This window comes from Lacinutrix gracilariae, from assembly GCF_042684485.1.
GTDB classification, from domain to species: Bacteria; Bacteroidota; Bacteroidia; order Flavobacteriales; family Flavobacteriaceae; genus Oceanihabitans; species Oceanihabitans gracilariae.
Genome location: NZ_JBHULM010000001.1, coordinates 372,891 through 398,273, shown reverse-complemented (window position 1 = coordinate 398,273; position 25,383 = coordinate 372,891). Strand labels below are relative to the sequence as shown.

Here is a 25,383-nt window from a genome sequence, read left to right as displayed (position 1 = left end):
AAAAATTACCGCTTTCGCGGAAACTAAAGATGAAAAAAGACCAGATAGACACACTCTTTGATAATTTAAAAGATGATTTTGATGTAGCCATGCCTAGTCTAAATCATGAGCAAAGATTTGCTAATAAATTAAAACAGCAAAGACTAGCAAATACCTCTAAGAAAGCAAAAAATAATTTTTGGAAACCTTTTCTTGGTATTGCTGCCACACTAGCAATTTTAGTTACTGTTTTTGTTACAACACAACAAGAAGAAAAAGCTTATGATTTAGCAAGTATATCACCAGAAATGGCAGAAACTCAAAATTTCTTTACCACAACAATTGCAAGCGAATTAACAAAACTAGAAACCGAAACCAACCCAGAAACAAAATTATTAGTTGCAGATGCTATGATGCAAATGCAACGATTAGAAAAAGAATACACTGACTTAAAAAAAGACCTGTCTGAAAGTGGTGAAGATAAACGCGTTATTTATGCCATGATTAGCAATTTTCAAAATAGAATAGACATTCTTGAAAACACCTTAACCCAAATAGAAAATATTAAAAAATTAAAAAATAGCACTAATGAAAACAGTACTACTATATAAAATAACCATAGTATTTTTACTTATTCCTATACTACTTGTAGCAAACAATGATCCTGTTGCTAAAGGAAAGCATACTAGAGAAAAAGTTATTACAAAAGAATTTTCTGTAAACGCAGACGCTACCTTAAAGGTAGATAATAGTTATGGTAATATAGATATTGTTACTTGGGAAAAAAACCAAATAGCAATAGAAGTCACCATTACCACTAACGGAAACGATTTAGAAAAAGTAGAAGAAAAATTAGAAGAGATTACTGTAAGTTTTAACGCATCTCCTAGCCTAGTTTCTGCAAAAACTATTTTTAGTAAAAACAAATCAAACTCTTGGTTTAAATGGAACAACAGCAACAACGTAAACATGAAAATTAATTATGTTATAAAAATGCCTATAACCAACCATGTAAACCTAAGTAATGATTACGGAAACATAAACTTAGACAAGCTAAAAGGAAAAGCAATAATAAACTGTGATTACGGAAAAATCACCACCAAAGAACTTTTAGCAGACCATAACGATATTAATTTTGACTATTCTAATAATTGCTATTTTGAATATATAAAAAGCGGAAAAATTACTGCAGACTATAGTGGTTTTACACTTGCAAAAGCTAAAAAAATAAACATTGAAGCAGACTATACTAAATCTGTAGTTGAAATTGCAGAAGAAGTCACTTATAACTGTGATTATGGTTCTGTGCTTATTGAAAAAGCAAACAATATTTCTGGAGATGGAGACTACCTTACTACACGTATTGGAGACCTCTACAAAAACCTAAACATTAATGCAGATTATGGATCTATAAAAATTGACAACATAACTGCTAATGCTAAAAACATACATATAGAATCCGATTACGTTGGTATAACCATTGGTTACGATGCTTCCTATAACTTTAGTTTTAATATAGATTTAGAATACGCTTCATTAAGAGACTATGAAGACTTAGAATTTACTAAAAAACATGTAGAATCTACCGATAAATATTACCAAGGCTATCATGGTAATGACAACTCAGGAAATACACTTAAAATATCTTCAGATTACGGAAGCGTAACACTAAAGAAAAACAAATAATCATCAATCAAAAAACGAATATTATGAAACGTTCAAAATCATTTCAAAAAACACTCTTATTTTTAGCAACCATCTTGCTTACTACACAAATACAAGCACAATCTTGGTTTAATAATAAAGTAAAAGGAAACGGAAATATTACCACTATGACTAGAACCACTAGTGATTATGATGCTATAGCTTGTGCTGGATCTATGGATTTTATTTTAGTGGAAGGGCAAGAAGGTAAAATAACCTTAGAAGGAGAATCTAACTTACTAGAGCATATTGTTACAAAGGTTAAAAACAACACCCTTATTGTAAAAGTAGAAAAAGGAGTAAATATTAGCGAAAGCTATAATAAAACCATTAAAATAACCATTCCTTATAAAGACATACAAAAAGTGTCTCTTACAGGTTCTGGTGACTTGTGGAATACAAATACCATTTCAGAAAACCACCTAGAAGTAGATTTAACAGGATCTGGTGATGTTATTCTAGATATAGACACCAATAATGTTTCTGGAAGCGTAACAGGTTCTGGTGATGTAACTTTAAAAGGAAAAACAACAAACCTAGAAGCTAGTGTAACTGGTTCTGGTGATTTTAATGGTAATCATTTACAAGCAGAAAATACAGAAGTAACCGTAACAGGATCTGGTGATGCAGAAGTAGTAAGTACAGAAACTTTAAAAGCAAGAGTTTCTGGTTCTGGAGATATTGAATACTCTGGAAATCCTAAAAAAGAAGATACCAAAGTTGCTGGTTCTGGTAGTATTAGTAGTAATTAGTTGTTAGCTATTAACTGTTAGTGAAAATATAAAAACCGAAACTATAAGTTCCGGTTTTTTTTTTGAATAAAAGTAGATTTTAAATGGATACGTCTTTCCGACTACAATGGAGGAATCTTTATTATATTAACTACTTATGATAGATTTCTCGACAAGCTCGAAATGACAGTGAAACTTCAAAAGGTCAACCTCGTTTAAAAATCTTAAATATTATAAAGAAGCAAGATGTCATTCCGATTTCAATGGAGGAATCTTTATTATTTTAACTTCTTAAGATCGATTTCTCGACAAGCTCGAAATGACAGCGCAACTTCGAAATGACAAACAAATTTTAGAAAGCGTTCAAACAAAAAAACAAAAAAAAAACCGAAGCGTTTGCTTCGGATTTTTTTATAGTTTTATTTTTAAAACAATTAATATGTTAAGTCTACAACTCCTTGAGAAAGGCTTAAATCTGCACCATCTGTTCGAGAAACAATACCTCCAAAACTACCTTGTATTACTCCTCCTGAATTAACAGTTATTGTATTTGTGAAGTCATCAAATCCGTCTGTATTAGGAAAATACTCTCCATTATTTAATGTTAATTTAAAATTTTGCATAACATCTACTCCTGTAGCATTTTCAGCTAATTCAAAATAGATTAAATAATTTGCTCCATTCTCTAAGTTACTTCCATTAACGGTTATTACACCAGAACTTAAATCTGCACTATTTGTTATAAAGTCAATATTTAAAGTTCCTGCAGTAACACTTAAATCTCCAGAACTAGAGCTATTAAAATTACAATCTCCTAAACCATCAATAATACTTTGTAAACTTCCGTCTGCATCACCACATTGTGCTATTTCGTTTTGTAAAGCTGCTTTATAGGCATTACATAAAGAGGTATTTGTATTATCTGCATTATAAGCACTTTCTGCAGCATCTGTTGCTGTCTGTGCTGTTTCACAATTATTATTAGCAACAGGACAATTTAAAGAATCTAACAAGGTTTGTATAGCTCCTGTATTATCACCACACGAATCAATCATGTCTTGCAAAGCTTCTGCGTAAGCATTACAAATCACAGCATAATTTGCATCATCTGTAGGTGTTGTTGCATACGTTTGAGATATTTCAGAAAGGTTTTGTGTAGCTTCTACACAGGTTAATTCTGTTTCTTCATTTCCTGTAGCAAAATCTCCTTCTAATGGTTCATCATCACAAGAAACGAATGTAAACACAAACAAGGATACAATAAAAATACTAGCAATTTTTAGGCTCTTCATAAATTTTTTGTTGAAATTAATTTTTATAAATAACAAACATAGTAAAATATTTTAATTTACTTGTTTTTTAGGCACTCTAAGCAGGAGCACTATTCCTGCTAAAAAGAAAACAAATAAAAATAATATAGCATTACGCATACTTCCTGTTATTTGGTCAATGGTTGCAAATATTACCATACCTATTACAATTCCTATTTTTTCTGCTACATCAAAAAAGCTAAAATAAGAGGTCGTGTCTTCGGTTTCTGGTAAAAATTTAGAATAAGTAGATCGTGCTAAAGCTTGAATTCCTCCCATTACCATACCTACAATACTTGCTGCTACATAAAATTGAAACGGAGTATGCATAAAATATGCATATACACATAAAGCCATCCAGATTACATTTACTACAATAAGAGTTTTTATGTTTCCGAATTTTGAAGAAGCTTTTGAGGTTAAAAAAGCACCAAGTATTGCTACTAATTGAATTACTAGAATACTAACAATCAATCCTACGGTTTTATCTTCATTTGTTCCCCAAGCAATTTCTTCTTCGCCAAAATATACTGCTACTAACATAATGGTTTGTACAGCCATACTAAACACAAAAAAGGCAATTAAATAGCGTTTTAATCTTAGGTTTTCTTTTAACTGTTTCCAGACTTGTCTTAACTCTTTTAACCCATTAAAAACAACATCTTTAGTTACTTTATGTCCTGAAGACACACCACTTGGCAGAATATAAAAAGTGTATTGACTAAATAAAATCCACCATAGACCTACTGTAATAAAAGAGTATCGCATCATTTGCATTTTATCTTCTCCATTGTCTTGGGTCATTACCATTGCTAAATTGATTAACAATAACAATACACTACCAACATAACCAAAACTAAATCCCTTAGCACTAATACTATCTTGTTGTTCTGGATAGGCAATATCTGGTAAGTAGGAGTTATAAAACACCAAGCTTCCCCAATACCCAATTAAACCCATAAAATAAAATAACAAACTTAAATGTATATTTTCTAGACTAAACCAGTATAAACCAATACAACCTAAACCTCCAACGTAGCAAAAGAATTTCATAAAATTCTTTTTATTACCAACATAATCTGCAATTCCGGAAAGAATTGGAGATGTAAATGCAACTACTAAAAAAGTAAAAGCGGTTACGTAGGTAATTAATGCTGTGCTTTTAAAATCCATACCAAATGCGTGTACGGTTTTTATTTCGGAAAGAAATAAAGCAGAATAGAATATAGGAAATATAGAAGATGCAATGGTAAGTGTGTAAACAGAATTTGCCCAATCGTAAAAAGCCCAGGCATTTAGAAGTTTTTTACTTCCTTTTTCAAATGTATTCATAAATATTTTTTACTAAAAAGAAACTTTAAATTACAAGACTAAAAAGCTTTCGTTTTTTATTGTACTAATTTTAAAACCTCCTTTTTTATTTCTATAATTTTCAATAAAAAAGCCGCTCTTTTTAAGAGCAGCTTGTAAAGTAAACAAATATTTTTTAATTAGTAAGAGAAACTAGTAATTGGTCTAAAAGATTGCACACCAAACTTTTTAGCTTCTTCTATAGCTTGTGGTGCTAATTCTTTTAAATCCGCAATTCTACTATCGTTAGATGGATGCGTACTTAAAAACTCTGGAGTAGATTCTCCTCCACTATTCGCTTTCATTCTAACCCAAAGATTAGAAGCTTCTGTAGGGTTATAACCAGCAATTCCCATTAAATACAAACCTATTTTATCTGCTTCTGTTTCATGACTTCTACTAAAAGGTAACATACCTAATACATTAGAACCAACACCATAGTATTGGTTAAAAGCATCTCTACTTTTATCATCTTGAATAGCAACATTTCCTGCAATAGCTAGTCCTTGTTGTATATAAGAAGCACTCATACGTTGTTGTCCATGATTTGCTAAAGCGTGTGCTACCTCATGACCCATAATTGCAGCAACACCTGTTTCGTTTTCTGCTATTGGTAAAATTCCTGTATAAAATACTATTTTTCCTCCAGGCATACACCAAGCATTTACTGTAGGATCATCAATTAAATTATATTCCCATTCATAATCTGCTAAATACCCTTGATGTCCATTTGCATTTAACCAACGTTCTGCAGCAACAGCAATACGCTGTCCTACTCTAGTAATCATATCTGCTCTAGATGTTCCTGTTTCTACATTACTTTCTGACAAAACTTGATTGTATTGCGCAAAAGCTGTAGGAAATAATTGTGAATTTGGCACTAATGCCATTGTAGATTTTCCTGTAAACGGATTGGTTGCACATGACAGAAATAATGCAATGGTACTACAAGCAATTATTACGTTTTTAAATTTCATTAGTTAAGTATTTATTAATAGTTTTTATAAATTTACAAAAACCGTTCCTAAAACCACCTATAGCAGTATGATTAGCACCTTAGTTTTATCGACTAAATACAAATTAATCCTATAAAAGGTTTCCTTTAATGTGAATTTCGCTAAATTTCTTATCTATAATCATGGAAGAAGTTCCGTTTTCTATTAATTTATCTAAAGGAATAATAACATTATCTATTTCTATTTCTTTTATCTGAAATGGTAAACCATGAATTTTTAATTTAAACCATTTAAATGCTGCTTCATACGTTCCTTCTTTATGTTGTTGCAGAATTAACTCGTTAGGCTTACCTGTTAATTTAATAATTCTAAAGCTATAACGTCCTTTTGTATAATCATATCCATCATGAGCATCTTCAAATACTTGCGAAACTTCTTTTCCTTCCTTGTAATAGATATCTAGAGTAATTTCTTCAATATTCTTTTCGTCTGTGTATTGCTGTACAGGATATTTAGGAATTATAGCACCTGCTTTTATAAAAATTGGCATACTATCAATTTCTGCATCTACCCATTTTTCTTTTCCTCCTTGTACTTGCTCATCTGTCCATAAATTATACCAAGTACCTCTTGGAATATACATACGTCTACCTTTAGCATTTGGTTCTAAAATAGGACATACCAATATTTGTTTTCCAAAAATAAATTCATCTGTTCTGTAATAGGTTTGTGAATCTTCTTGATCATACATTACTAGAGATTGTAGAATTGGTGTACCATGTTCTACTAAATTCCAGAAACAAGTATATAAATATGGTAAAAGTTGATAGCGTAGTTCTATAAATTTTCTAACAATATCTGTTACGTCTTCATCAAAAGCCCAAGGTTCTTGATCACCATGATCACCAGAGGAATGCACACGACAGAAAGGATGAAAGATTCCTAATTGAATCCAACGTGTAAATAGCTCTCCTTGTGGTTGTTCGGCAAAACCACCAATATCACTTCCTGCAAAGCTAAATCCAGACATAGCCATACGTTGTGCTTGTACATTGGCAATCCATAAATGTTCCCAAGTTGCTACGTTATCACCTGTCCATGTAGAAGTATAACGTTGCGTACCAGAATACGCAGCTCTAGTAATTACAAAAGGTCTTTTTGGATAGTTAAACTTTTTTAAACCATGATAGGTAGCTCTAGCCATTTGCATACCATAAATATTATGTGCTTTTCTATGGCTACAAGGGTTACCATCATAATCATGACGTACATCATCTGGAAATGTTTTATTTGGCACTTCCATAACAGCAGGTTCATTCATATCATTCCAAACTCCTTGAATACCTACGTCTTCAATAAGTTCTTGAAATAATCCTGACCACCAATCACGTACTTCTGGTTTTGTAAAATCTGGAAAATAACATTCTCCTGGCCATACTTTACCTTTCATATAAGGACCATCTGCACGTTTACAGAAATAGTCTTTATCTAAGGCTTCTTTAAATACAGAATATTCATTATCTATTTTAATTCCTGGATCAATAATAGCAACGGTTTTAAAGCCATCATCTGCTAATTCTTTCACCATTCTTTTAGGATCTGGAAAGTATTCTTTGTTCCAAGTGAAACATCTAAAACCATCCATATAATCTATATCTAAATAAATAGCATCACAAGGTATTTGTAACTCTCTAAATTTATTGGTTATTGCTTTTACGTTAGCTTCTGGATAGTAACTCCACTTACATTGGTGAAAACCTAATGCCCAAAGTGGTGGTAATTGGTGTGGTTTACCTGTTAAGTCTGTATATTTTTCTACAACAGATTGCACTTTAGGACCATAAATAAAGTAATAGTCCATTTCACCTCCTTGTGCCCAAAAACTGGTAACGTTGCGTCTTTCTTGACCAAAGTCGAAAAAAGATTGAAAAGTATTGTCAAAAAAGATTCCGTATGCTTTATTGTGGTGTAATCCTGTATAAAAAGGAATGGCCTTGTATATAGGATCTGTATGTTTACCAAAAGCATAAGAATCTGTAACCCAGTTTTGAAAACGTTTTCCTTTTAAATTTAAATGTTCTGGTTTATCACCAAGACCAAAATAGCTTTCTCTTTCATTAACAACTTTGCTCATTTTTACAATGTTGCCACCAAATTCATAGCTTTCTTCCCAATGAAAACCAATTTCATCTTGATTAATAAGTGTCATATCATGTGCATCATAAATAGATACACTTAAATTTTCTTTAGAAATTCTGCAAATTAATTTAGACGTTGTAACTTCAAAATAGGTTTCTTTGTCTTCTATTACAAGTTTGTTATATCCTGTACTTGCATATTTAGTAATTGCATAAGAAAAATCGTTTTCAAAAGTACCTGTTGTAGTGTACCTAAAACGAAGTACACTATCTCTTAATACTTTAAGTTGTAGAATAACATTATTATCTGTGTAAAAGAATAAGGTATCTACATCTTTTTTAAACTTAATAATTTTTGAAGGAAATAAGTTTCCTTTTTGCTCTAATTCTGTATTTACAATCATCTTGCAATTTTTATGGGCTTGTAAAAAAACGCAAAAAAAAGTGGAAATAAAAAATATAGCTTTAGTTCTTTTAACTAATTGCTAACTACATCGTTTTAGTTTCTTTTTTTTATTGATTCTTCAAAAAAAACAGTCTAAAATAATTATTTATTTTACTGATACCTAAACACTACCATACTTAAAGGTGGAATATGTATAGCTACAGAATGCTTTCTATATTGCCAACTTTTAGCTTGTGAATTTATTGCTTTATTTTTAAAATCTCCTGTACCAAAATACGCTTTTTCATTGCTGTTAAAAATTTCTTTTAGTTTTCCTTTTTTAGGAAGACCAATACGATAATTCTCCCTAGGAACAGGTGTCATGTTACAAGCTATAATTAAATTATCTTTGGCTTTTACTCCTTTTCTAATATATACTAAAACCGAGTTTTCTGCATCGTTATAATCTATCCATTCAAAACCTTCTTGTGTAAATTGTTTTTCATGTAGAGCAGGTTCTGTTTTATATAAGATATTTAGGTCTTTTATTAATTTTTGAACCCCTTGATGTGGTTGGTATTGCAGTAAATGCCAATCTAAACTTTTTTGAAAATTCCATTCTTCACTTTGTCCAAATTCTGCACCTTGAAACAGTAATTTTGTTCCAGGATGTGTAAACATATAACTGTAGAGTAAGCGTAAATTTGCAAACTTTTGCCACTCATCTCCAGGCATTCTATTTAAGATAGATTTTTTTCCGTAGACTACTTCGTCATGACTTAATGGTAGCATAAAATTTTCGGTAAATGCATAGGTCATACTAAAAGTTAGATCGTTTTGGTGGTGTTTTCTATATATAGGTTCTTTAGCAAAATATTGAAGGGTATCATGCATCCAGCCCATCATCCATTTCATACCAAAACCTAAACCTCCTAAAAATACAGGCTTAGATACTCCTGCAAACGAGGTAGACTCTTCTGCTATAGATTGTACATCTGGAAAAGCCCCATAAATAGCCTGATTTAACTCTTTTATAAATGCAATAGCTTCAAGATTTTCTCTGCCACCAAATTGGTTGGGTTCCCACTCTCCTTCTTCTCTAGAATAATCTAAAAACAGCATAGATGCCACTGCATCTACACGCAATCCGTCTGCATGGTATTGATCTAACCAAAAAAGTGCATTACTTATTAAAAAGGACTTTACCTCGTTGCGTCCATAATTAAAAATCAAGCTTTTCCAGTCTTGATGATAACCTTTACGTTTATCTGGATGCTCATACAAACAAGAACCATCAAAAAAGCCTAATCCGTGTGCATCTTCCGGAAAATGTGATGGTACCCAATCTAAAAGAATACCAATATCATTTTGGTGTAATTTATCTACTAAAAGTTTAAATTCTTCGGGATAACCAAATCTAGAGGTTGGAGCAAAATAACCTGTTATTTGGTAGCCCCAACTTGGGTCATACGGAAACTCCATTATAGGCATGAGCTCTACATGTGTAAAGTTCATTTCTTTTACATATTCCACTAATTGATCTGCCAATTCTACATAAGAAAGAAAACGATTTTCTTCTATTTGTTTTTTCCAGGAACCTAAATGTACTTCATATACAGAAAAAGGTGCATGAAGTGCATTTTTATTTTTTCTGGCTTTCATCCATTTTGCATCCTTCCAGCTATAGTTATCTTCCCAAACTATAGATGCTGTTTTAGGATTATGCTCAAATCGTCTTGCGTAAGGATCTGATTTTTCGGTAACAATACCTTGATTATGACTTTCAATTTTGTACTTATACAAAGAACCTTTACCAATATTTGGTATAAAACCTTCCCAAATACCACTTTCGTCCCAACGCACATTTAACAGGTGTTCTCCTTCTTGCCAAAAATTAAAATCGCCAATTACAGAAACCTTTTTAGCACTAGGAGCCCAAACTGCAAAATAAGTTCCTTCTACTTTATTTACAGTAGTTATATGAGAACCAAATTTTTCGTAAAGTTTGTAATGCTTTCCTGCTTTAAATAAATTAATATCAAAATCTGTAAATAAGCTATGCGCTATTACTTGAGACATATATAGTTTTTAAGATAAATAAGATTATTTAATTATAGTTCCTTTTGGTATGGTTGCTCCTTTTTTAATAACAACAATGCCATCTTTTATTAAATAGGTATCTGTTTCTTGATCTTTTAAATGTTTACCTCCTTCAATTTTAACATCGTCACCAATTCTACAATTTTTATCTATAATACAGTTGTTTATGTAGCATCTGTCTCCTATACCAAGAATAATGTCTATTTTATTATCTTCCATAGTTTGTAAAGATTCATAAAAATCATTTCCCATCATATAGGTATTAGAAACAACAGAATCTTTACCAATTCTAGAACGAATTCCTATAACACTTCTTTCTATTTTAGCAGCTTGAATAATGCATCCTTCTGCTATTACTGTTTTATTTAATATTGTACCAGAAACTTTAGAGGTAGGCAAAATTCTAGCTCTTGTGTATACTCTGTCTTCTGCATATAAGTTAAACTTAGGTATATCATCTGTAAGTCCTATATTAGCTTCAAAAAACGACTCTATAGTACCAATATCTGTCCAATATCCTTCATATTGATAGCTTTTGGTTTTGTATTTATGAATGGATTGCGGAATTATTTCTTTACCAAAATCATTGGTATCAGGATCATCCATTAATTTAATTAAAAGGTCTTTATTAAAGATATAAATTCCCATAGATGCTAGGTAGTGTCTTCCTTCTTTTTCCATTTCTTCACCAACATCTACTTTCCAACCTGGTAATAAATCGGAAGCTGGTTTTTCAATAAATGAAGTAATTGTATTATCATTATCTGTTTTTAAAAGACCAAAAGAAGTAGCATCTTTAGCATTAACAGGATAAGTAGCAACAGTAATTTCGGCATTACTTGCTTCATGTTTATCAATCATATCTTGTAAATCCATATTATACAACTGGTCACCAGAAAGAATTAATGCATACTTAAAATCATTTCTTAAAAAATGGTGCATACTTTGTCTTACTGCATCTGCAGTACCTTGAAACCATTTATCACTATGTATGGTTTGTTCTGCAGCTAAAACATCAACAAAAGCGTGGCTAAAAAAACTAAAATGATAGGTGTTTTTAATATGTTTATTTAAAGAAGCAGAATTAAATTGCGTTAAAACATAAATTCTTTTAAGATCTGAGTTAATACAATTAGAAATTGGTATATCTACCAATCTGTATTTTCCTGCAATTGAAACTGCTGGTTTAGATCTTGCAGCTGTTAAAGGATACAGCCTTGACCCTTGTCCTCCTCCTAAAATAATTGATAGCACCTTGTTGTTGATCATAGTTTTTTATTTTAATGAATTATACAATGTAATATATTCTTTCATTGATGCATTCCACGAATGATCAATGGTCATAATATACTTTCTTATTTTATTAAATCCCTCTTGATTCTTATACAATGTAATAGCTCTATGTATTGCTTCTTCTATTTCTAAAACATTGGTTTCCTCATGGCAAATACCAAAGCCGTTTTCATCTTTAATATCGACTACTGTATCTTTTAGTCCACCTGTACTTCTTACTATTGGAATGGTTCCGTATCTTAAAGAATACATTTGGTTTAATCCGCAAGGTTCTACACGAGATGGCATTATTAAAAAATCTGCTCCTGCATAAATAATATGAGATAGTTTTTCATCATAACCAATAAACACATTATAGTTACCTTTATGTGTTTCTTTTAATGCATTTAATTGCTCTTCAACCTCTGTATTACCAGAACCCAACAGTAGAATATTGCACTCTTTTTCTTGTAAAATAGTGTTACAAACTTCTGGTAGTAAATCTGCGCCTTTTTCACCTACTAATCTACCAATAAAGGCAAACAAAGGCTTGCTTTCATCTAGATTAAAGGTTTTACAAAGCCAGTTTTTATTTTGTTTGCTTCCTAAAGCAACGGTTTCTTTAGAAAAGTTTTCTATGATAAAAGTATCTGTTTCAGGATTCCAAACATTGGCATCTATACCATTTAAAATACCAACACATTTTTTATACTCATGTTTTAATAAATCTTGTAATCCGTTGGCTTCGTGTTTTAATTCTTCTAAATAACTTGGTGAAACCGTAGTAACTCTCCACGCGCATTTTATAGCAGCAGCTAACGGATTTATCACACCATTCCAATCTAACAATCCTGCTTTTTGCATATCGAACTCTGGAATAAAATGCAACTTATCATAAGAAAACCATCCTTGGTACTGTGCATTATGTATAGTAGATATAACAGGTATTTTATTTAAGGTTTTATACTTAAAACTTTCTTGTAACATAAAAGGAATAAGTCCTGTATGATGATCATGACAATGAATAATATCTGGTTTAACAGATAAAGTAAGTATCCAATCTAAAGTAGCTATTTGAAAAGCTAAAAACCGATCTGTATCATCAAAAGAATACACATAATCTTTATACAATAAATCTGGAACGTCAATAAAAAAAACATCAAATGCTAATGTGTTATTATTTAGTTGCAATACATTAAACTCATGCGTTGTTTCGCCAAGTATTATTTGAGAATTATAAATAGAAACAAACGTATTGTCTGTTGTAAAACTATTATCATAAAAAGGCATTATTACACTACTCGTTAAACCAAGTACATTTTGGTATTTTGGTAAAGCTCCAACAACATCAGCCAATCCTCCTACTTTAGCTATTGGGTAACATTCTGCGCTAATATGTGTTATATTCATTAATAGGTTTTAATTATTTCTCTTCTAATTTAATAAATTATTTTTTATAGAATACATATAACCACAATAAGTTAATATAAATATAATACGATGTAGGTTTCGTAATGAATTTATGTTTAGTTCGACCAAAATTTAAAAAAAAAGCGTTTATGAAAAAATATTTAGTTGTTAGTCTTATATTTATTCTTTGTAGTTGTAATACTTCGGCACAAAAAAGAAATACCGAGAAAAAAGAAACCTTTCCTGTTTCTAAAACAGAAGCAACTTGGAAAAAAGAACTTAGTCAAGAACAATATTATGTTTTACGTGAAGAAGGAACAGAACGCCCTTTTTCTAGCCCTTTAAACAAAAACTATAAAAAAGGAACCTATCATTGCGCTGCCTGTAATATTGCATTATTTAAAAGCGAGCATAAATTTGATTCAGGTACAGGTTGGCCAAGTTTTGATAGAGAAATTGAAGGCAATGTAGCTTATGGGTCTGATAGCAAATTAGGATATGTTAGAGATGAAGAACACTGCGCCAATTGTGGTGGTCATCTAGGTCATGTTTTTAATGATGGTCCAAAAGAAACCACTGGAAAACGACACTGTATTAATGGTGTTGCTTTAAAATTTGTTCCTGCTGAATAAAAATTATTTATAAGTAATTATACTATTTTTCTGTTAGAAGTAGTATTTTTATTTATAAATTTAAAATCATGAAGAGCTCTTTTTTATCTAGTAGTATCAAGCAATTTGAATATTATAAATCTTTAGGCGACAAAACCATACATCTATTATCTTTTGAAGAGTTACAATGGCAACCCAATGAAAACGCTAACAGTATTTCTATTTTAGTAAATCACATAGCTGGTAATATGCTATCTCGTTGGACAAACTTTTTAACCGAAGATGGTGAAAAAGAATGGAGAAATAGAGATGCTGAATTTGAAGAATCTTTTACCACAAAAGAACAACTAGTTGCCTCTTGGGAAAGTGGTTGGCATTGCTTATTTAATGCCATTAAACCATTAAAACCAGAAGATAAAGAAACCCTTATTTATATTAGAAATCAAGGACACACAGTTACAGAATCCATAAACAGACAATTAGCACATTATGCTTACCATATTGGGCAAATGGTATTTTTAGCAAAACTTTTAAAAGCCGATAAATGGCAATCTTTATCTATTCCTAAAGGAAAATCTGACATTTATAATCAAGAAAAGTTTGCTCAAAAAAAAGAAAAAAAACACTTTACAGATACTCCTTAAAATTACATTCTAAAGAAAACAGAATCATTTTGTAATCTTTTAAAACGAAGACTTCTAATGCATTTGAAATTATTCAATCAGAATTTTAAAATTTAGCATTCCGAATTTTGAAATTTTAATAATGTTATTATAATTTTTAGGTTTGGTTTTGTAACTTCGTAACTTCAAAAAAATCGACTAAAAAAACACATAATGAGTAAATACGATATAATTGTACTTGGAAGTGGTCCTGGAGGCTACGTAGCTGCTATTAGAGCATCTCAATTAGGTTTTAAAACAGCTGTTGTAGAAAAAGAAAGTCTTGGTGGTATCTGCCTAAATTGGGGATGTATTCCTACCAAAGCCTTATTAAAATCTGCCCAAGTTTTTGAATATTTAAAACATGCCGATCAATATGGCCTTTCTGTTAAAGAATATGATAAAGATTTTGATGCTGTAGTTAAACGTAGTCGTGGTGTTGCAGAAGGAATGAGCAATGGCGTTAAGTTTTTAATGAAAAAAAATAAAATTGACGTTATTGATGGTTTTGGAAAACTAAAAACCGGAAAGAAAATTGATGTAGACGGAAAAGAATATTCTGCAGATCATATTATAATTGCTACAGGAGCACGTTCTCGTGAATTACCTAGCTTACCACAAGATGGTAAAAAAGTAATTGGTTATAGAGAAGCAATGGTGTTACCTAAGCAACCTAAATCTATGATAGTAGTAGGTTCTGGTGCTATTGGTGTGGAGTTTGCATACTTTTACAAATCTATGGGAACAGATGTAACCATTGTAGAGTACTTACCTAATATAGTTCCTGTTGAAGATATTGATGTTTCTAAGCAATTAGAAAAAAGCTTTAAGAAAAGTGGTATAAAAATCATGACTTCTGCTGAGGTTACTAGTGTAGATACTTCTGGAAAAGGAGTTAAAGCAACTGTAAAAACAAGTAAAGGAGAAGAAGTTTTAGAAGCAGACATTATACTTTCTGCAGTAGGAATTAAAACCAACATTGAAGGTATTGGTCTTGAAGACGTAGGTATTGCTGTAGATAGAGATAAAATTTTAGTAAATGATTTCTACCAAACAAATATTCCTGGTTATTATGCTATTGGAGATGTTACTCCTGGTCAAGCATTAGCGCACGTTGCTTCTGCTGAAGCTATTTTATGTGTTGAAAAAATTGCTGGTCAACATGTACAAGCTTTAGATTACGGAAACATTCCTGGTTGTACGTATTGTACTCCAGAAATTGCATCTGTAGGTTTAACCGAAAAACAAGCAAAAGAACAAGGTATCGATATAAAAGTAGGTAAATTTCCTTTCTCTGCCTCTGGTAAAGCAAGTGCTGCTGGAAACAAAGACGGATTTGTAAAAGTTATATTTGATGCTAAATATGGCGAATGGTTAGGTTGCCATATGATTGGAGCTGGTGTAACAGATATGATTGCTGAAGCTGTTTTAGGTCGTAAACTAGAAACAACAGGTCATGAAGTATTAAAAACAGTACATCCTCACCCAACTATGAGTGAAGCGGTTATGGAAGCTGTAGCTGCTGCTTATGATGAAGTAATTCATTTATAAAATATACTATTAATCGTTTACTCTATAAACGGTTAGATAGTAATATATAGAATAAAAAATCCCAGAGAAATTCTCTGGGATTTTTTATTTATCTATACTTGACTTGATAAGCCTTTGCAGCAAAACGTTTTTATAAAAAACTCTGTATGGCCAATTCATAACTCTGCAGACCAAAACCTAATATTACTCCTCTAGCATTAGGAGATATATAAGAGGTATGCCTAAATTCTTCACGTGAAAAAGTATTAGAAATATGCACTTCCACTACTGGTGTTTCAATAGCGTTAACAGCATCGCCAATAGCAACAGAAGTATGTGTATAAGCTGCTGCATTTAATATTATGCCATCATAGCTAAAGCCTACTTCATGCAATTTATTTACAAGTTCTCCTTCTACATTAGATTGGTAATAATCTAATTCTGCGTTGCCATACTTTTCTTTTATTTCTTCTAAAAATTCTGTAAAAGATAAACTTCCATAAATTTCAGGTTCACGCGTACCTAATAAATTTAAATTAGGACCATTTATAATAATGAGTTTCTTCATAAAGTAAAAATACAAAAGTTATTGTATAAAAAAAGCCGAAGCAAATGCTTCGGCTTAAATAAAAATTTATTTAGCTTACAGATTGTAAACAATACCAAAGTTAATATTGCTAAAGTTTAATCCGAAGTTAAAGTTGTCTGTAGATTCAGCACCATCAAAATCAGCTTTCTCTGTAGAATATCCTAAGATACCAAAAGAAGCTTCAATTGCGAACTTGTCAGAAACGAAATAGCTAATTCCAGGAGCAAAACCTGCAGATATACCATCTGATTTTATATCATTTAATTTGTCATCTGTAGAAGTGTAATCCACTCCTAATTCAGCAAATAACGAAAACTGACTAGCTGGAGAAATGTAATATCTACCAAAAGCACCACCAGCAAACTCATTTGCATCCATAGTATCTGTACCATCATTATCTCCTTTCCAAGAAGTATAACCTAATTTTACACCTACTGCGATGTTGTCAGAAATAAAATATCCTGCTTTAGGAGCAATTGTAAAAACATTAGATTTTACATCACCTGTAGTTTCATTACCAAAACCAACAGTACCAGATAAAAAGATATCACCTTGAGCAAAACCTCCAGTTGTGTTGTTTGTATCATCTTGTGCATTTGCACTTGTAAATCCTAATACTGCGATTGCAGCTGTAAATAATAATTTTTTCATAATAAATTTAGTTTAAAAATTTGTGGTGCAAAAAAACTACATTTTTTTAAATTGAAAGCATAAATTTAAACCTTATTAACAACTTTATTAACACAAAAATTGTTATTTACTGCTAGCCAATAACTTAGATAAAATAAAAAAAATTATAAAAAAAAGATTATTTTAACCCAATGAAATGGCAACAAGCACTTTTTGATTATAAAATGTATTTAAAGATAGAACGTGGTTTATCACAAAATTCTATAGATAGCTATGCCCTAGATGTTAATAAGTTATTAACATACTTAGAAAACCAAAAAATACAAGTATCTCCACTTACAATTACAGCAGAAATAGTACAACAATTTGTATACGAAATTGCTAAACAAGTAAATGCAAGATCGCAATCTAGAATAATTTCAGGTTTACGTAGTTTCTTTAACTATTTGGTTTTTGAAGATTATATAAAAACAAATCCATTAGAGCTTATTGAAGCTCCTAAAATAGGCAGAAAACTTCCAGATACACTATCTGAAAAAGATATAAATGCGCTTATTTCTGCCATTGATTTAAGCAAGCCTCAAGGAGAAAGAAATCGAGCAATTTTAGAAACACTTTACAGTTGCGGATTGCGTGTAAGTGAACTAGTAGGTTTAAAGATTTCAGACTTATTTTTTGATGAAGGATTTATAAAAGTAACAGGTAAAGGAGACAAACAACGCTTTGTGCCAATAGTACCGGAAACACAAAAAATTATAAATATCTATAAAAACCAAGTAAGAGTACACACTCCTATTAAAGAAGAATTTCAAGATATTCTATTTTTAAATAGACGAGGAAAACAGCTTACTAGAGCAATGATATTTACAATCATTAAACAACTTGCCGTAAAAATAGATTTAAATAAAAATATTTCTCCACATACTTTTAGACATTCTTTTGCTACGCATTTATTAGAAAATGGCGCCGACCTTCGTGCTATACAGTTAATGCTTGGCCATGAGAGCATTACAACTACAGAAATATACATGCATGTAGATAAAAGTCATTTAAAAGAAATAATGAACACATTTCACCCAAGAAAATAGTGTAACCCATTTATTTAACGTTTTTTATATTTTTAAAATAGAATTAAATACTATGGAATTTTATATAATTTTTATTTAGATTAGTAATCCCTAATAATTAACATAATTTAATATTCTTTGTTTATAACAAAGAGTACTGAAATAATAGAACTTTGAGCATACTTGACAACAATATCTGGAAATTAGCCCTAGAAAACACTAATATTGGTGTCTGGGAATACGACGCTGAAACAAAAGAGGTTTTTCACTCTAAAGAATCTAATAAAATATTAGGGTTTGAAAGAGAAAACATCTTAGGTGATAACATTAATGCATGGAATGATAGAGTTCACGAAGAAGATAAACCTGCCTACTTTCAAGATTTTACAGAACTACTTCATGGTATAAAACCAATTTATGAAAACGAACACAGAATACGTTGTAAAGATGGTAGCTATAAATGGATTTTAGATAGAGGTAAAATAGTTTCATGGCAAAAAAATGGCCAACCCAAAAGAGTTATTGGCACACATACAGACATAACCATTTTAAAGCATGCAGAGCAAATTACAAAAGAGTCACTAAACCTAGCGAGTAAGCAAAATAATCAATTAAGAAATTTTGCTCATATTGTTACTCATAATTTAAAACAACATGCTGGTAACTTTGAAAGCTTAGTTGGCTTTTATAATGAAGCAGAAACAAATAATGAAAAAAAAGAAATAATGGTTCACCTAGAATCCCTTTCTAATTCATTAACCAAAACCATAAGCAATTTAAACCAGGTTGTTTCTGTACAAGCAAATAAGAATAATGAGGTTGAAAAAATATATATTGCTCAAGAAGTTGACAATGTATTAGCCTCTTTAGATTTTGTTATAACAGAAAATAATGCAACTGTACATAATAAACTAAAAAAAGACTTATTCATTAACTACAACCCTTCCTATTTTGAGAGTGTTATACTTAACCTTTTAACCAACGCTATAAAATATAAGCATCCAGAAAGAGACCCTATTATTACTGTTGATTACAAAATAGAAAACAAAACTTTACACCTAATAATTTCGGATAATGGTCTAGGTATTGATTTAAAAAAATATGGAGATAAAGTATTTGGCTTGTATAAAACGTTTCATAAAAATGATAACTCTGAAGGAGTTGGTTTATATCTCATAAAAAATCAAATAGAATCTTTTGGTGGTAAAATTTCTGTAGAAAGTGAAGTTAATATTGGTACTACATTCACAATTACTACAACAAATTTGTAAAACTCATTTAACCTACTTATTTACAAATACTTACAAATCTTATTTTCTATAATTAGAGAAAACTGAAACAAAACATGTATTTTAACGTGTTTTAATGCATTTAATCGTATTTTTGCAAATGACTGTGTAAAAAACGATTAATAGAACCCTGTTTTTTACTTTTAGTATTCCCTAATTTGTACATAGCATGAATATCCTATTAAAAACAAAACAAGAAATAAACAAAAGTGTTCTTTATAATTCTAAATTAATTCTAGAAGAAAGAATATCTAAATTCGCATTAGAAAGTTCTAATATAGGTGTTTGGGATTATGACGTTATTAATAAAAAGGTGAATTACTCTGAAGAAGCAAAAAAGATACTTAATCTAGATACTAATGAAGCTAATTCTGAGACTTATAATTGGCAAGAAAGAATTCACCCAGACGATTTAGACCATGTACTTAAAAATTTATTAAGTCACATTAATAATGAGCAACCAAACTACATAAGTGAACATCGAATTTTAATGAAAGATGGCACTTATAAATGGATAAAAGATATTGGTAGAATTATTGAAAGAGATAAAGATGGCAATTATACGCGTATGGTAGGTACTACTACCAATATTGACAAACGCAAAAAGCAAGAAGCAAAGTTATTAGAAAACCAAGATATTATTGAAGGACAAAATAAACAACTTAAAAATTTTGCACTTATTGTTTCTCATAATTTAAAATCTCATACTGCAAATTTTGAAAGTTTACTAGAGTTTTATGATGATACAGAAGATGAAAAAGAAAAAAATGAAATTATAGAACATTTAAAAACAGTAAACTCTTCACTTACAAAAACAATATCTAATTTAAATAAGATTGTAAATACGCACAATACTAATACTATAAGCAAACAAACCATTAATTTAAGAGAAGTAGTTGTTAATACCATGAATCTTTTAGAGGTTAAAATAAAGAAAACAAATACTATTATTAATATTAATATGGATAGTACTTTAGAATTAGATTTTAACCTAGCTTATTTTGAAAGTATTATTCAAAACCTACTATCTAACGCTATAAAATATAGACATCCTAATAGAATACCTATTATAGATATAGACTCTAAAACAACAGATAAAAAGATAACTATAACTATAAAAGATAACGGACTAGGATTAGATTTAAATAAATATGGAGAAGATGTTTTTGGTTTATATAGAACGTTTCATAATAATGAAAACTCAGAAGGTGTAGGTTTATACCTAATAAAAAACCAAATAGAAGCTTTAAATGGTACTATAGATATTGAAAGTACAGTAGATGTAGGCACCTCATTTATCTTAAGCTTTTCCAAATAAAAAAAGTCTAGCAAATTTGCTAGACTTTTTTTTTTACATAAATAATTAAATTCTTACTTAGCAATATTCACAGCTCTAGTTTCACGTATCACTGTAACTTTTACTTGACCAGGATAGGTCATATCTGTTTGTATTTTTTGCGAAATATTAAACGATAAGTCTACTGCATTTTGATCAGAAACTTTTTCGCTTTCAACAATTACTCTTAATTCACGTCCTGCTTGAATAGCATATGCTTTCTTTACACCTTGAAATCCAAAAGCTATTTCTTCTAAGTCTTTTAAACGTTGTATATAACTATCTAAAACTTGTCTTCTAGCTCCTGGTCTTGCTCCAGAAATAGCATCACATACTTGAATAATAGGAGACAATAATGAAGTCATTTCAATTTCATCATGGTGTGCACCAATAGCATTACATACATCTTCTTTTTCACCAAACTTTTCTGCCCATTGCATACCTAATATAGCGTGAGGAGTTTCCATATCTGCTTCTGCATCTGGTACTTTTCCTATATCATGTAATAAACCTGCTCGTTTTGCTAATTTTGGGTTTAAACCTAATTCTGCAGCCATTACTCCACAAAGTTTAGCTACTTCTCTAGAGTGCTGTAATAAGTTTTGACCATAAGAAGAACGATATTTCATTCTACCAACCATCTTTATTAACTCAGGATGTAAGTTGTGTATTCCTAAATCAATAACTGTACGTTTACCAACTTCTATAATCTCTTGTTCTATTTGCTTTTGCGTTTTCTTTACTACTTCTTCAATTCTAGCAGGATGTATACGTCCATCTGTTACTAATTTATGTAAAGACAAACGTGCAACTTCACGTCTTACAGAATCAAAACAAGATAAAATAATTGCTTCTGGTGTATCATCAACAATAATCTCTACTCCTGTTGCAGCCTCAATAGCACGAATATTTCTTCCTTCTCTACCAATGATACGTCCTTTAACGTCATCAGATTCAATATTAAATACAGACACACAGTTATCTACCGCTTCTTCTGTACCAATACGTTGTATGGTATTAATAATAACTTTTTTAGCTTCTTGCTGTGCAGTCATTTTAGCTTCTTCTAGTGTACTTTGTACAAAAGCCATTGCATCATTTTTAGCTTCTCCTTTTAAAGATTCTACTAATTGTTCTTTAGCCTCTTCTGCAGAAAGACTAGAAATAACCTCTAGTTGTTCTACTTGACTTTTATGTAGTTTATCAAGTTCTACTTGCTTTCTATCAAGTATATCTAATCTATGGTTGTAGTCTTTTATTTTAGCTTCTACTTGATTATTATTTTTTTTAGCTTTAGAAAGTTCATTAGATAGTTGCGACTCTTTATCACGAATACGCTTCTCAGTTTCTGCCATTTTCTTATCACGAGATAAGATTACTTTTTCATGTTCCGATTTTAATTCAATAAACTTTTCTTTTGCTTGAAGAATTTTATCTTTTTTTATGGTCTCACCTTCGCTTTTAGCTTCTTTTAAAATAGATTGTGCAGATTTTTCTGCGTTTTTAATAAGCTTAGATGCATTATTTTTTTCTAATGTTTTAGCTATAATATATCCTATAATTACACCTATTACAATGCCTATTATTGCAAATATAATTGTATTACTCATGTTTAGTTAATTAGTTTTAATATATAAAAAAGCCCACATCAGTATAAGGTTTTGTATAAACTCCTTAAAAACAAGTTTAGGGCTAACAAGCTGATCAAGTATCTACTCAAGGTAGCTCGCTTTTACAACTTAAACTCACCCTTTTTAAAGAATTAACGTTGAGTTTATCAAAAAAAATAACTAATGCAGGCAGTAACCTTTATTTTATTTAAAGAACGATTTTAAGAATTTAAATGATCCTGTAGCAAATTATTTAAAGCATTAAGCTTTTCTTGTACATGTTCATTTGTATTTTCTTTATCTATAGTATTTTGTTCTGCTTGAGAAGCAAACTGCAAAGCACACATGGCTAAAACATCTTGTTTATCTCTTACAGAATAACTTTGCTCAAACTGCGTAATCATAGCGTCAATATTTTTAGCCGCTTTACGTAAACCTTCTTCCTGACTTGGGTGTATGGTTAAAGGATATACTCTATTAGCTATAGATAGCTTTATTTTAAGCTGTTCTGCCATTTAACTATGTAACATTATTCAGAAAGTTGCGATATACAATAATCTATCTCTCTAATTAATGTGTTTATTTTAAGCTTAGTTTCTCTCTTATTATTATCACTGCCAAGCAAAGAATTTGCTATTTTTAGCGCTTCATATTTTTCCTTCCAATCCACAATTTGCTTTTGTTTCTCTTGAAGTTCTTTATTAGATACCTGTAAAGCCTCTTCTAGTTTAACATTAGTTTGCTTTAAAACTTCTTGTTTTTGCAACACTTTGTTAATTTTATCTTCTAAAGCATCTACAATATCTTCAATATGACTCATTTACAAATTCAATACTTATCTCACAAAGTTAACATTCCTAAATCGAATTAACAATTGTTTTTTGTAATAAAAATAAAAAATCTTCAAAATCATTAACTATCAATACTATGGCGTAGTAATTGATTAAAACTTTGCAGTTTTATTTCAAATTAAATACATTAGCGTTACAATTTACTATATGAGAATTCCATTTATATTATTGCTCCTTTTTTCTACTTTAAGTCATGCGCAAAGCGTATATCCTTTAGATTATTTTAGATCTCCTCTAGATATTACTTTGGTTGCAGCAGGAACTTTTGGTGAACTAAGATCTAACCATTTTCATTCTGGTATAGACTTAAAAACACAGCAACGTCAAGGTTTAAATGTTTATGGTTCTGCAGATGGTTATGTAAGCAGAATAAAAGTTTCTCATTTTGGTTATGGAAAAGCTTTATACATCACACATCCTAATGGTTACACTACAGTTTATGGGCATTTACAAAGTTTTTCTAAAGAAATTGAAGCGTATGTAAAAAAGCGTCAATATGAAGAGGAGTCTTTTGAAATTCAACTTTTTCCTAATCCTGATGAATTAGTAATAAAAAAAGGGCAGATTGTTGCTTATTCTGGAAATACTGGTGGTTCTGGTGGTCCGCATTTACATTACGAAATTAGAGATAATCAAGAAAGACCTTTAAATCCTCTACTTTTTGGTTTAGATATAAAAGATAGTACCAAACCTATCATTTCAGAAGTTTACGCCTATGCTATTGGAGAAAATGCTCACGTTAATAAATCTAAAAGAAAACAAAAACTACGTTTAATAGATAATAAAAATGGCTCTTACTCGGTAGAAAATATAGAAGCTTATGGTAAAATTGGTTTTGCTATTGCCACTATAGATAGGCAAGATTTAGCTGCTAATAAAAACGGAGTTTACAATATTCAAACAAGGTATAATGGCGATTTGTGTTTTGAAATAGACTTTAAACGTTTTTCTTTTAGTGAAACTAGACATTTAAATCGATTTATAGATTACTCGCATTATAAATCCAAAAAACAAAGACTTCAAAAATTATTTATTGAAGAAAACAATCCTTTAAGTCTTTATAATCGAGAAGCTAATGATGGTTATATTGAAGTAGAAGATAGTACTGCTTCGGTATTTAAAGTACGTGTTACTGATTTTGAAGGTAATGATGCATGGTTGCAAATTAATATTAAAGGAGTAAAAACAAAGGATGTTGAACCAAAAGAAGACACCACTACTCCACACTATATTTACGCAAGTGAAGAAACCATATTAAATGAAGGTCGTGTTAATGTTACCATACCTCAAAATACATTTTATGATGATTTTTTTATGGACTTTAAGGTTTCTAATGATACGCTAACTCTTCATAACAACACCATTCCTGCAATAAAATATTTTAATATTAGTTATGATTTAAGTGATTATAAAACTGAAGATGCTAGTAAATTATATATAGCAAGATTAGTGGGCTGGAATGATTACCCATTATACTCTAGCACCAAAAGAAAAGGAAATATTTTAAGCACGAGTACAAGAGAGTTAGGCAAATATGCTCTAGCAATAGACTCTTTGCCTCCAACAATAAGACCTCTAAATTTTTCTAAAGGAAAATGGCTTAGCAAGTACAAGTTTTTAAAACTAAAAATTGAAGATAAAGACTCTGGAATATCTAATTACAGAGCTACTTTAAACGGAAAATGGATATTAATGGAGTATGACTATAAAACAAAAACATTAACTTACAACTTTAATGACGCGGTTTCTACAGAAACTAAAAATAATTTAAAGGTAATTGTTACGGATAATGTTGGAAATAACTCTACATTTGAAACTATGTTTTACCGAAAATAAAAAAACAATCTTGAATACTAAATTTCAACTCCTTGCG

Annotated in this window: 22 protein-coding genes and 1 other RNA gene; 10 read left to right on the top strand and 13 right to left on the bottom strand. The window is 30.5% G+C overall.

Going from position 1 to position 25,383, the window contains the following annotated elements; translation table 11 throughout:
• The first annotated feature begins 29 nt into the window (after positions 1–29).
• Genes ACFSSB_RS01745 through ACFSSB_RS01735 form a run of 3 tightly spaced genes read left to right on the top strand, consistent with a single transcriptional unit; the run spans position 30 to position 2,435 of the window.
• On the top strand, positions 30–590 hold the full coding sequence (locus ACFSSB_RS01745) for a hypothetical protein (protein WP_379900301.1): 561 nt from the start codon (positions 30–32) through the stop codon (positions 588–590).
• On the top strand, positions 568–1,665 hold the full coding sequence (locus ACFSSB_RS01740) for a hypothetical protein (RefSeq protein ID WP_379900299.1): 1,098 nt from the start codon (positions 568–570) through the stop codon (positions 1,663–1,665). Before ACFSSB_RS01745 ends, ACFSSB_RS01740 begins: the two co-directional genes overlap by 23 nt.
• A 23-nt stretch (positions 1,666–1,688) precedes the next feature.
• Positions 1,689–2,435, top strand: a complete 747-nt coding sequence (locus tag ACFSSB_RS01735; protein ID WP_379900297.1) for a head GIN domain-containing protein — start codon at positions 1,689–1,691, stop codon at positions 2,433–2,435.
• Positions 2,436–2,848: 413 nt separating this feature from the next.
• Here ACFSSB_RS01735 and ACFSSB_RS01730 read toward each other — a convergent pair whose 3' ends face one another.
• From ACFSSB_RS01730 to ACFSSB_RS01700, 7 genes are all read right to left on the bottom strand, one after another.
• Complete coding sequence (locus ACFSSB_RS01730) at positions 2,849–3,706, bottom strand: hypothetical protein (protein WP_379900295.1); 858 nt, start codon at positions 3,704–3,706, stop codon at positions 2,849–2,851.
• A gap of 51 nt (positions 3,707–3,757) precedes the next feature.
• Positions 3,758–5,056, bottom strand: a complete 1,299-nt coding sequence (locus tag ACFSSB_RS01725) for an MFS transporter (protein WP_379900293.1) — start codon at positions 5,054–5,056, stop codon at positions 3,758–3,760.
• 158 nt (positions 5,057–5,214) lie between these two features.
• Positions 5,215–6,051 carry a M48 family metallopeptidase gene (locus ACFSSB_RS01720; RefSeq protein ID WP_379900291.1) on the bottom strand — a complete coding sequence of 279 codons (837 nt, stop codon included), beginning with the start codon at positions 6,049–6,051 and terminating at the stop codon, positions 5,215–5,217.
• Positions 6,052–6,160: 109 nt separating this feature from the next.
• Complete coding sequence (locus tag ACFSSB_RS01715) at positions 6,161–8,572, bottom strand: glycoside hydrolase family 31 protein (RefSeq protein WP_379900289.1); 2,412 nt, start codon at positions 8,570–8,572, stop codon at positions 6,161–6,163.
• A 152-nt stretch (positions 8,573–8,724) separates the two neighbouring features.
• A complete protein-coding gene (gene glgB / locus ACFSSB_RS01710; protein WP_379900287.1) occupies positions 8,725–10,632 on the bottom strand; it encodes a 1,4-alpha-glucan branching protein GlgB in 1,908 nt (635 codons plus the stop codon).
• A gap of 24 nt (positions 10,633–10,656) precedes the next feature.
• A complete protein-coding gene (locus tag ACFSSB_RS01705; RefSeq protein WP_379900285.1) occupies positions 10,657–11,922 on the bottom strand; it encodes a glucose-1-phosphate adenylyltransferase in 1,266 nt (421 codons plus the stop codon).
• A gap of 6 nt (positions 11,923–11,928) precedes the next feature.
• Positions 11,929–13,335, bottom strand: a complete 1,407-nt coding sequence (locus tag ACFSSB_RS01700) for a glycogen synthase (RefSeq protein ID WP_379900283.1) — start codon at positions 13,333–13,335, stop codon at positions 11,929–11,931.
• 149 nt (positions 13,336–13,484) lie between these two features.
• Here ACFSSB_RS01700 and msrB point away from each other — a divergent pair, with 149 nt between their 5' ends.
• From msrB to lpdA, 3 genes are all read left to right on the top strand, one after another.
• Positions 13,485–13,967, top strand: coding sequence for a peptide-methionine (R)-S-oxide reductase MsrB (gene msrB, locus ACFSSB_RS01695; RefSeq protein ID WP_379900281.1), 483 nt, complete (start codon positions 13,485–13,487; stop codon positions 13,965–13,967).
• A 68-nt stretch (positions 13,968–14,035) separates the two neighbouring features.
• A complete protein-coding gene (locus tag ACFSSB_RS01690; protein ID WP_379900279.1) occupies positions 14,036–14,590 on the top strand; it encodes a DUF1572 family protein in 555 nt (184 codons plus the stop codon).
• A 192-nt stretch (positions 14,591–14,782) separates the two neighbouring features.
• A complete protein-coding gene (gene lpdA, locus ACFSSB_RS01685) occupies positions 14,783–16,159 on the top strand; it encodes a dihydrolipoyl dehydrogenase (RefSeq protein ID WP_379900277.1) in 1,377 nt (458 codons plus the stop codon).
• A gap of 130 nt (positions 16,160–16,289) precedes the next feature.
• Here the strand turns inward: lpdA and aroQ are convergent, their stop codons facing one another.
• Both aroQ and ACFSSB_RS01675 read right to left on the bottom strand, forming a co-directional pair.
• Positions 16,290–16,706 (bottom strand): type II 3-dehydroquinate dehydratase, encoded by a 417-nt coding sequence (aroQ, locus tag ACFSSB_RS01680; protein ID WP_379900275.1) that lies wholly within the window; start codon positions 16,704–16,706, stop codon positions 16,290–16,292.
• Positions 16,707–16,781: 75 nt separating this feature from the next.
• A complete protein-coding gene (locus ACFSSB_RS01675) occupies positions 16,782–17,378 on the bottom strand; it encodes an outer membrane beta-barrel protein (protein WP_379900273.1) in 597 nt (198 codons plus the stop codon).
• Positions 17,379–17,548: 170 nt separating this feature from the next.
• On the opposite strand from ACFSSB_RS01675, the gene xerD reads away from it, so the two are divergent.
• The 3 genes from xerD to ACFSSB_RS01660 all read left to right on the top strand — a co-directional run bounded on the left by xerD (position 17,549) and on the right by ACFSSB_RS01660 (position 21,031).
• Entirely contained in the window at positions 17,549–18,445 is an 897-nt protein-coding gene (gene xerD / locus ACFSSB_RS01670; protein WP_379900271.1) for a site-specific tyrosine recombinase XerD, read from the top strand.
• A gap of 152 nt (positions 18,446–18,597) precedes the next feature.
• The gene (locus ACFSSB_RS01665) at positions 18,598–19,695 is read left to right on the top strand and encodes a sensor histidine kinase (RefSeq protein WP_379900269.1); all 1,098 of its coding nucleotides are present in this window, start codon (positions 18,598–18,600) and stop codon (positions 19,693–19,695) included.
• Positions 19,696–19,882: 187 nt separating this feature from the next.
• A complete protein-coding gene (locus ACFSSB_RS01660; protein ID WP_379900267.1) occupies positions 19,883–21,031 on the top strand; it encodes a sensor histidine kinase in 1,149 nt (382 codons plus the stop codon).
• Between the two features lie 53 nt (positions 21,032–21,084).
• Here ACFSSB_RS01660 and rny read toward each other — a convergent pair whose 3' ends face one another.
• The 4 genes from rny to ACFSSB_RS01640 all read right to left on the bottom strand — a co-directional run bounded on the left by rny (position 21,085) and on the right by ACFSSB_RS01640 (position 23,479).
• Positions 21,085–22,659 (bottom strand): ribonuclease Y, encoded by a 1,575-nt coding sequence (rny, locus tag ACFSSB_RS01655; protein ID WP_379900265.1) that lies wholly within the window; start codon positions 22,657–22,659, stop codon positions 21,085–21,087.
• 57 nt (positions 22,660–22,716) lie between these two features.
• Positions 22,717–22,823, bottom strand: a non-coding RNA gene (gene ssrS / locus ACFSSB_RS01650) — 6S RNA.
• A gap of 57 nt (positions 22,824–22,880) precedes the next feature.
• Complete coding sequence (locus tag ACFSSB_RS01645; RefSeq protein ID WP_379900262.1) at positions 22,881–23,174, bottom strand: cell division protein ZapA; 294 nt, start codon at positions 23,172–23,174, stop codon at positions 22,881–22,883.
• Between the two features lie 14 nt (positions 23,175–23,188).
• Positions 23,189–23,479 (bottom strand): hypothetical protein, encoded by a 291-nt coding sequence (locus tag ACFSSB_RS01640; RefSeq protein WP_379900260.1) that lies wholly within the window; start codon positions 23,477–23,479, stop codon positions 23,189–23,191.
• A 178-nt stretch (positions 23,480–23,657) separates the two neighbouring features.
• On the opposite strand from ACFSSB_RS01640, the gene ACFSSB_RS01635 reads away from it, so the two are divergent.
• Positions 23,658–25,346 carry a M23 family metallopeptidase gene (locus ACFSSB_RS01635; protein WP_379900258.1) on the top strand — a complete coding sequence of 563 codons (1,689 nt, stop codon included), beginning with the start codon at positions 23,658–23,660 and terminating at the stop codon, positions 25,344–25,346.
• Positions 25,347–25,383: the final 37 nt, after the last annotated feature.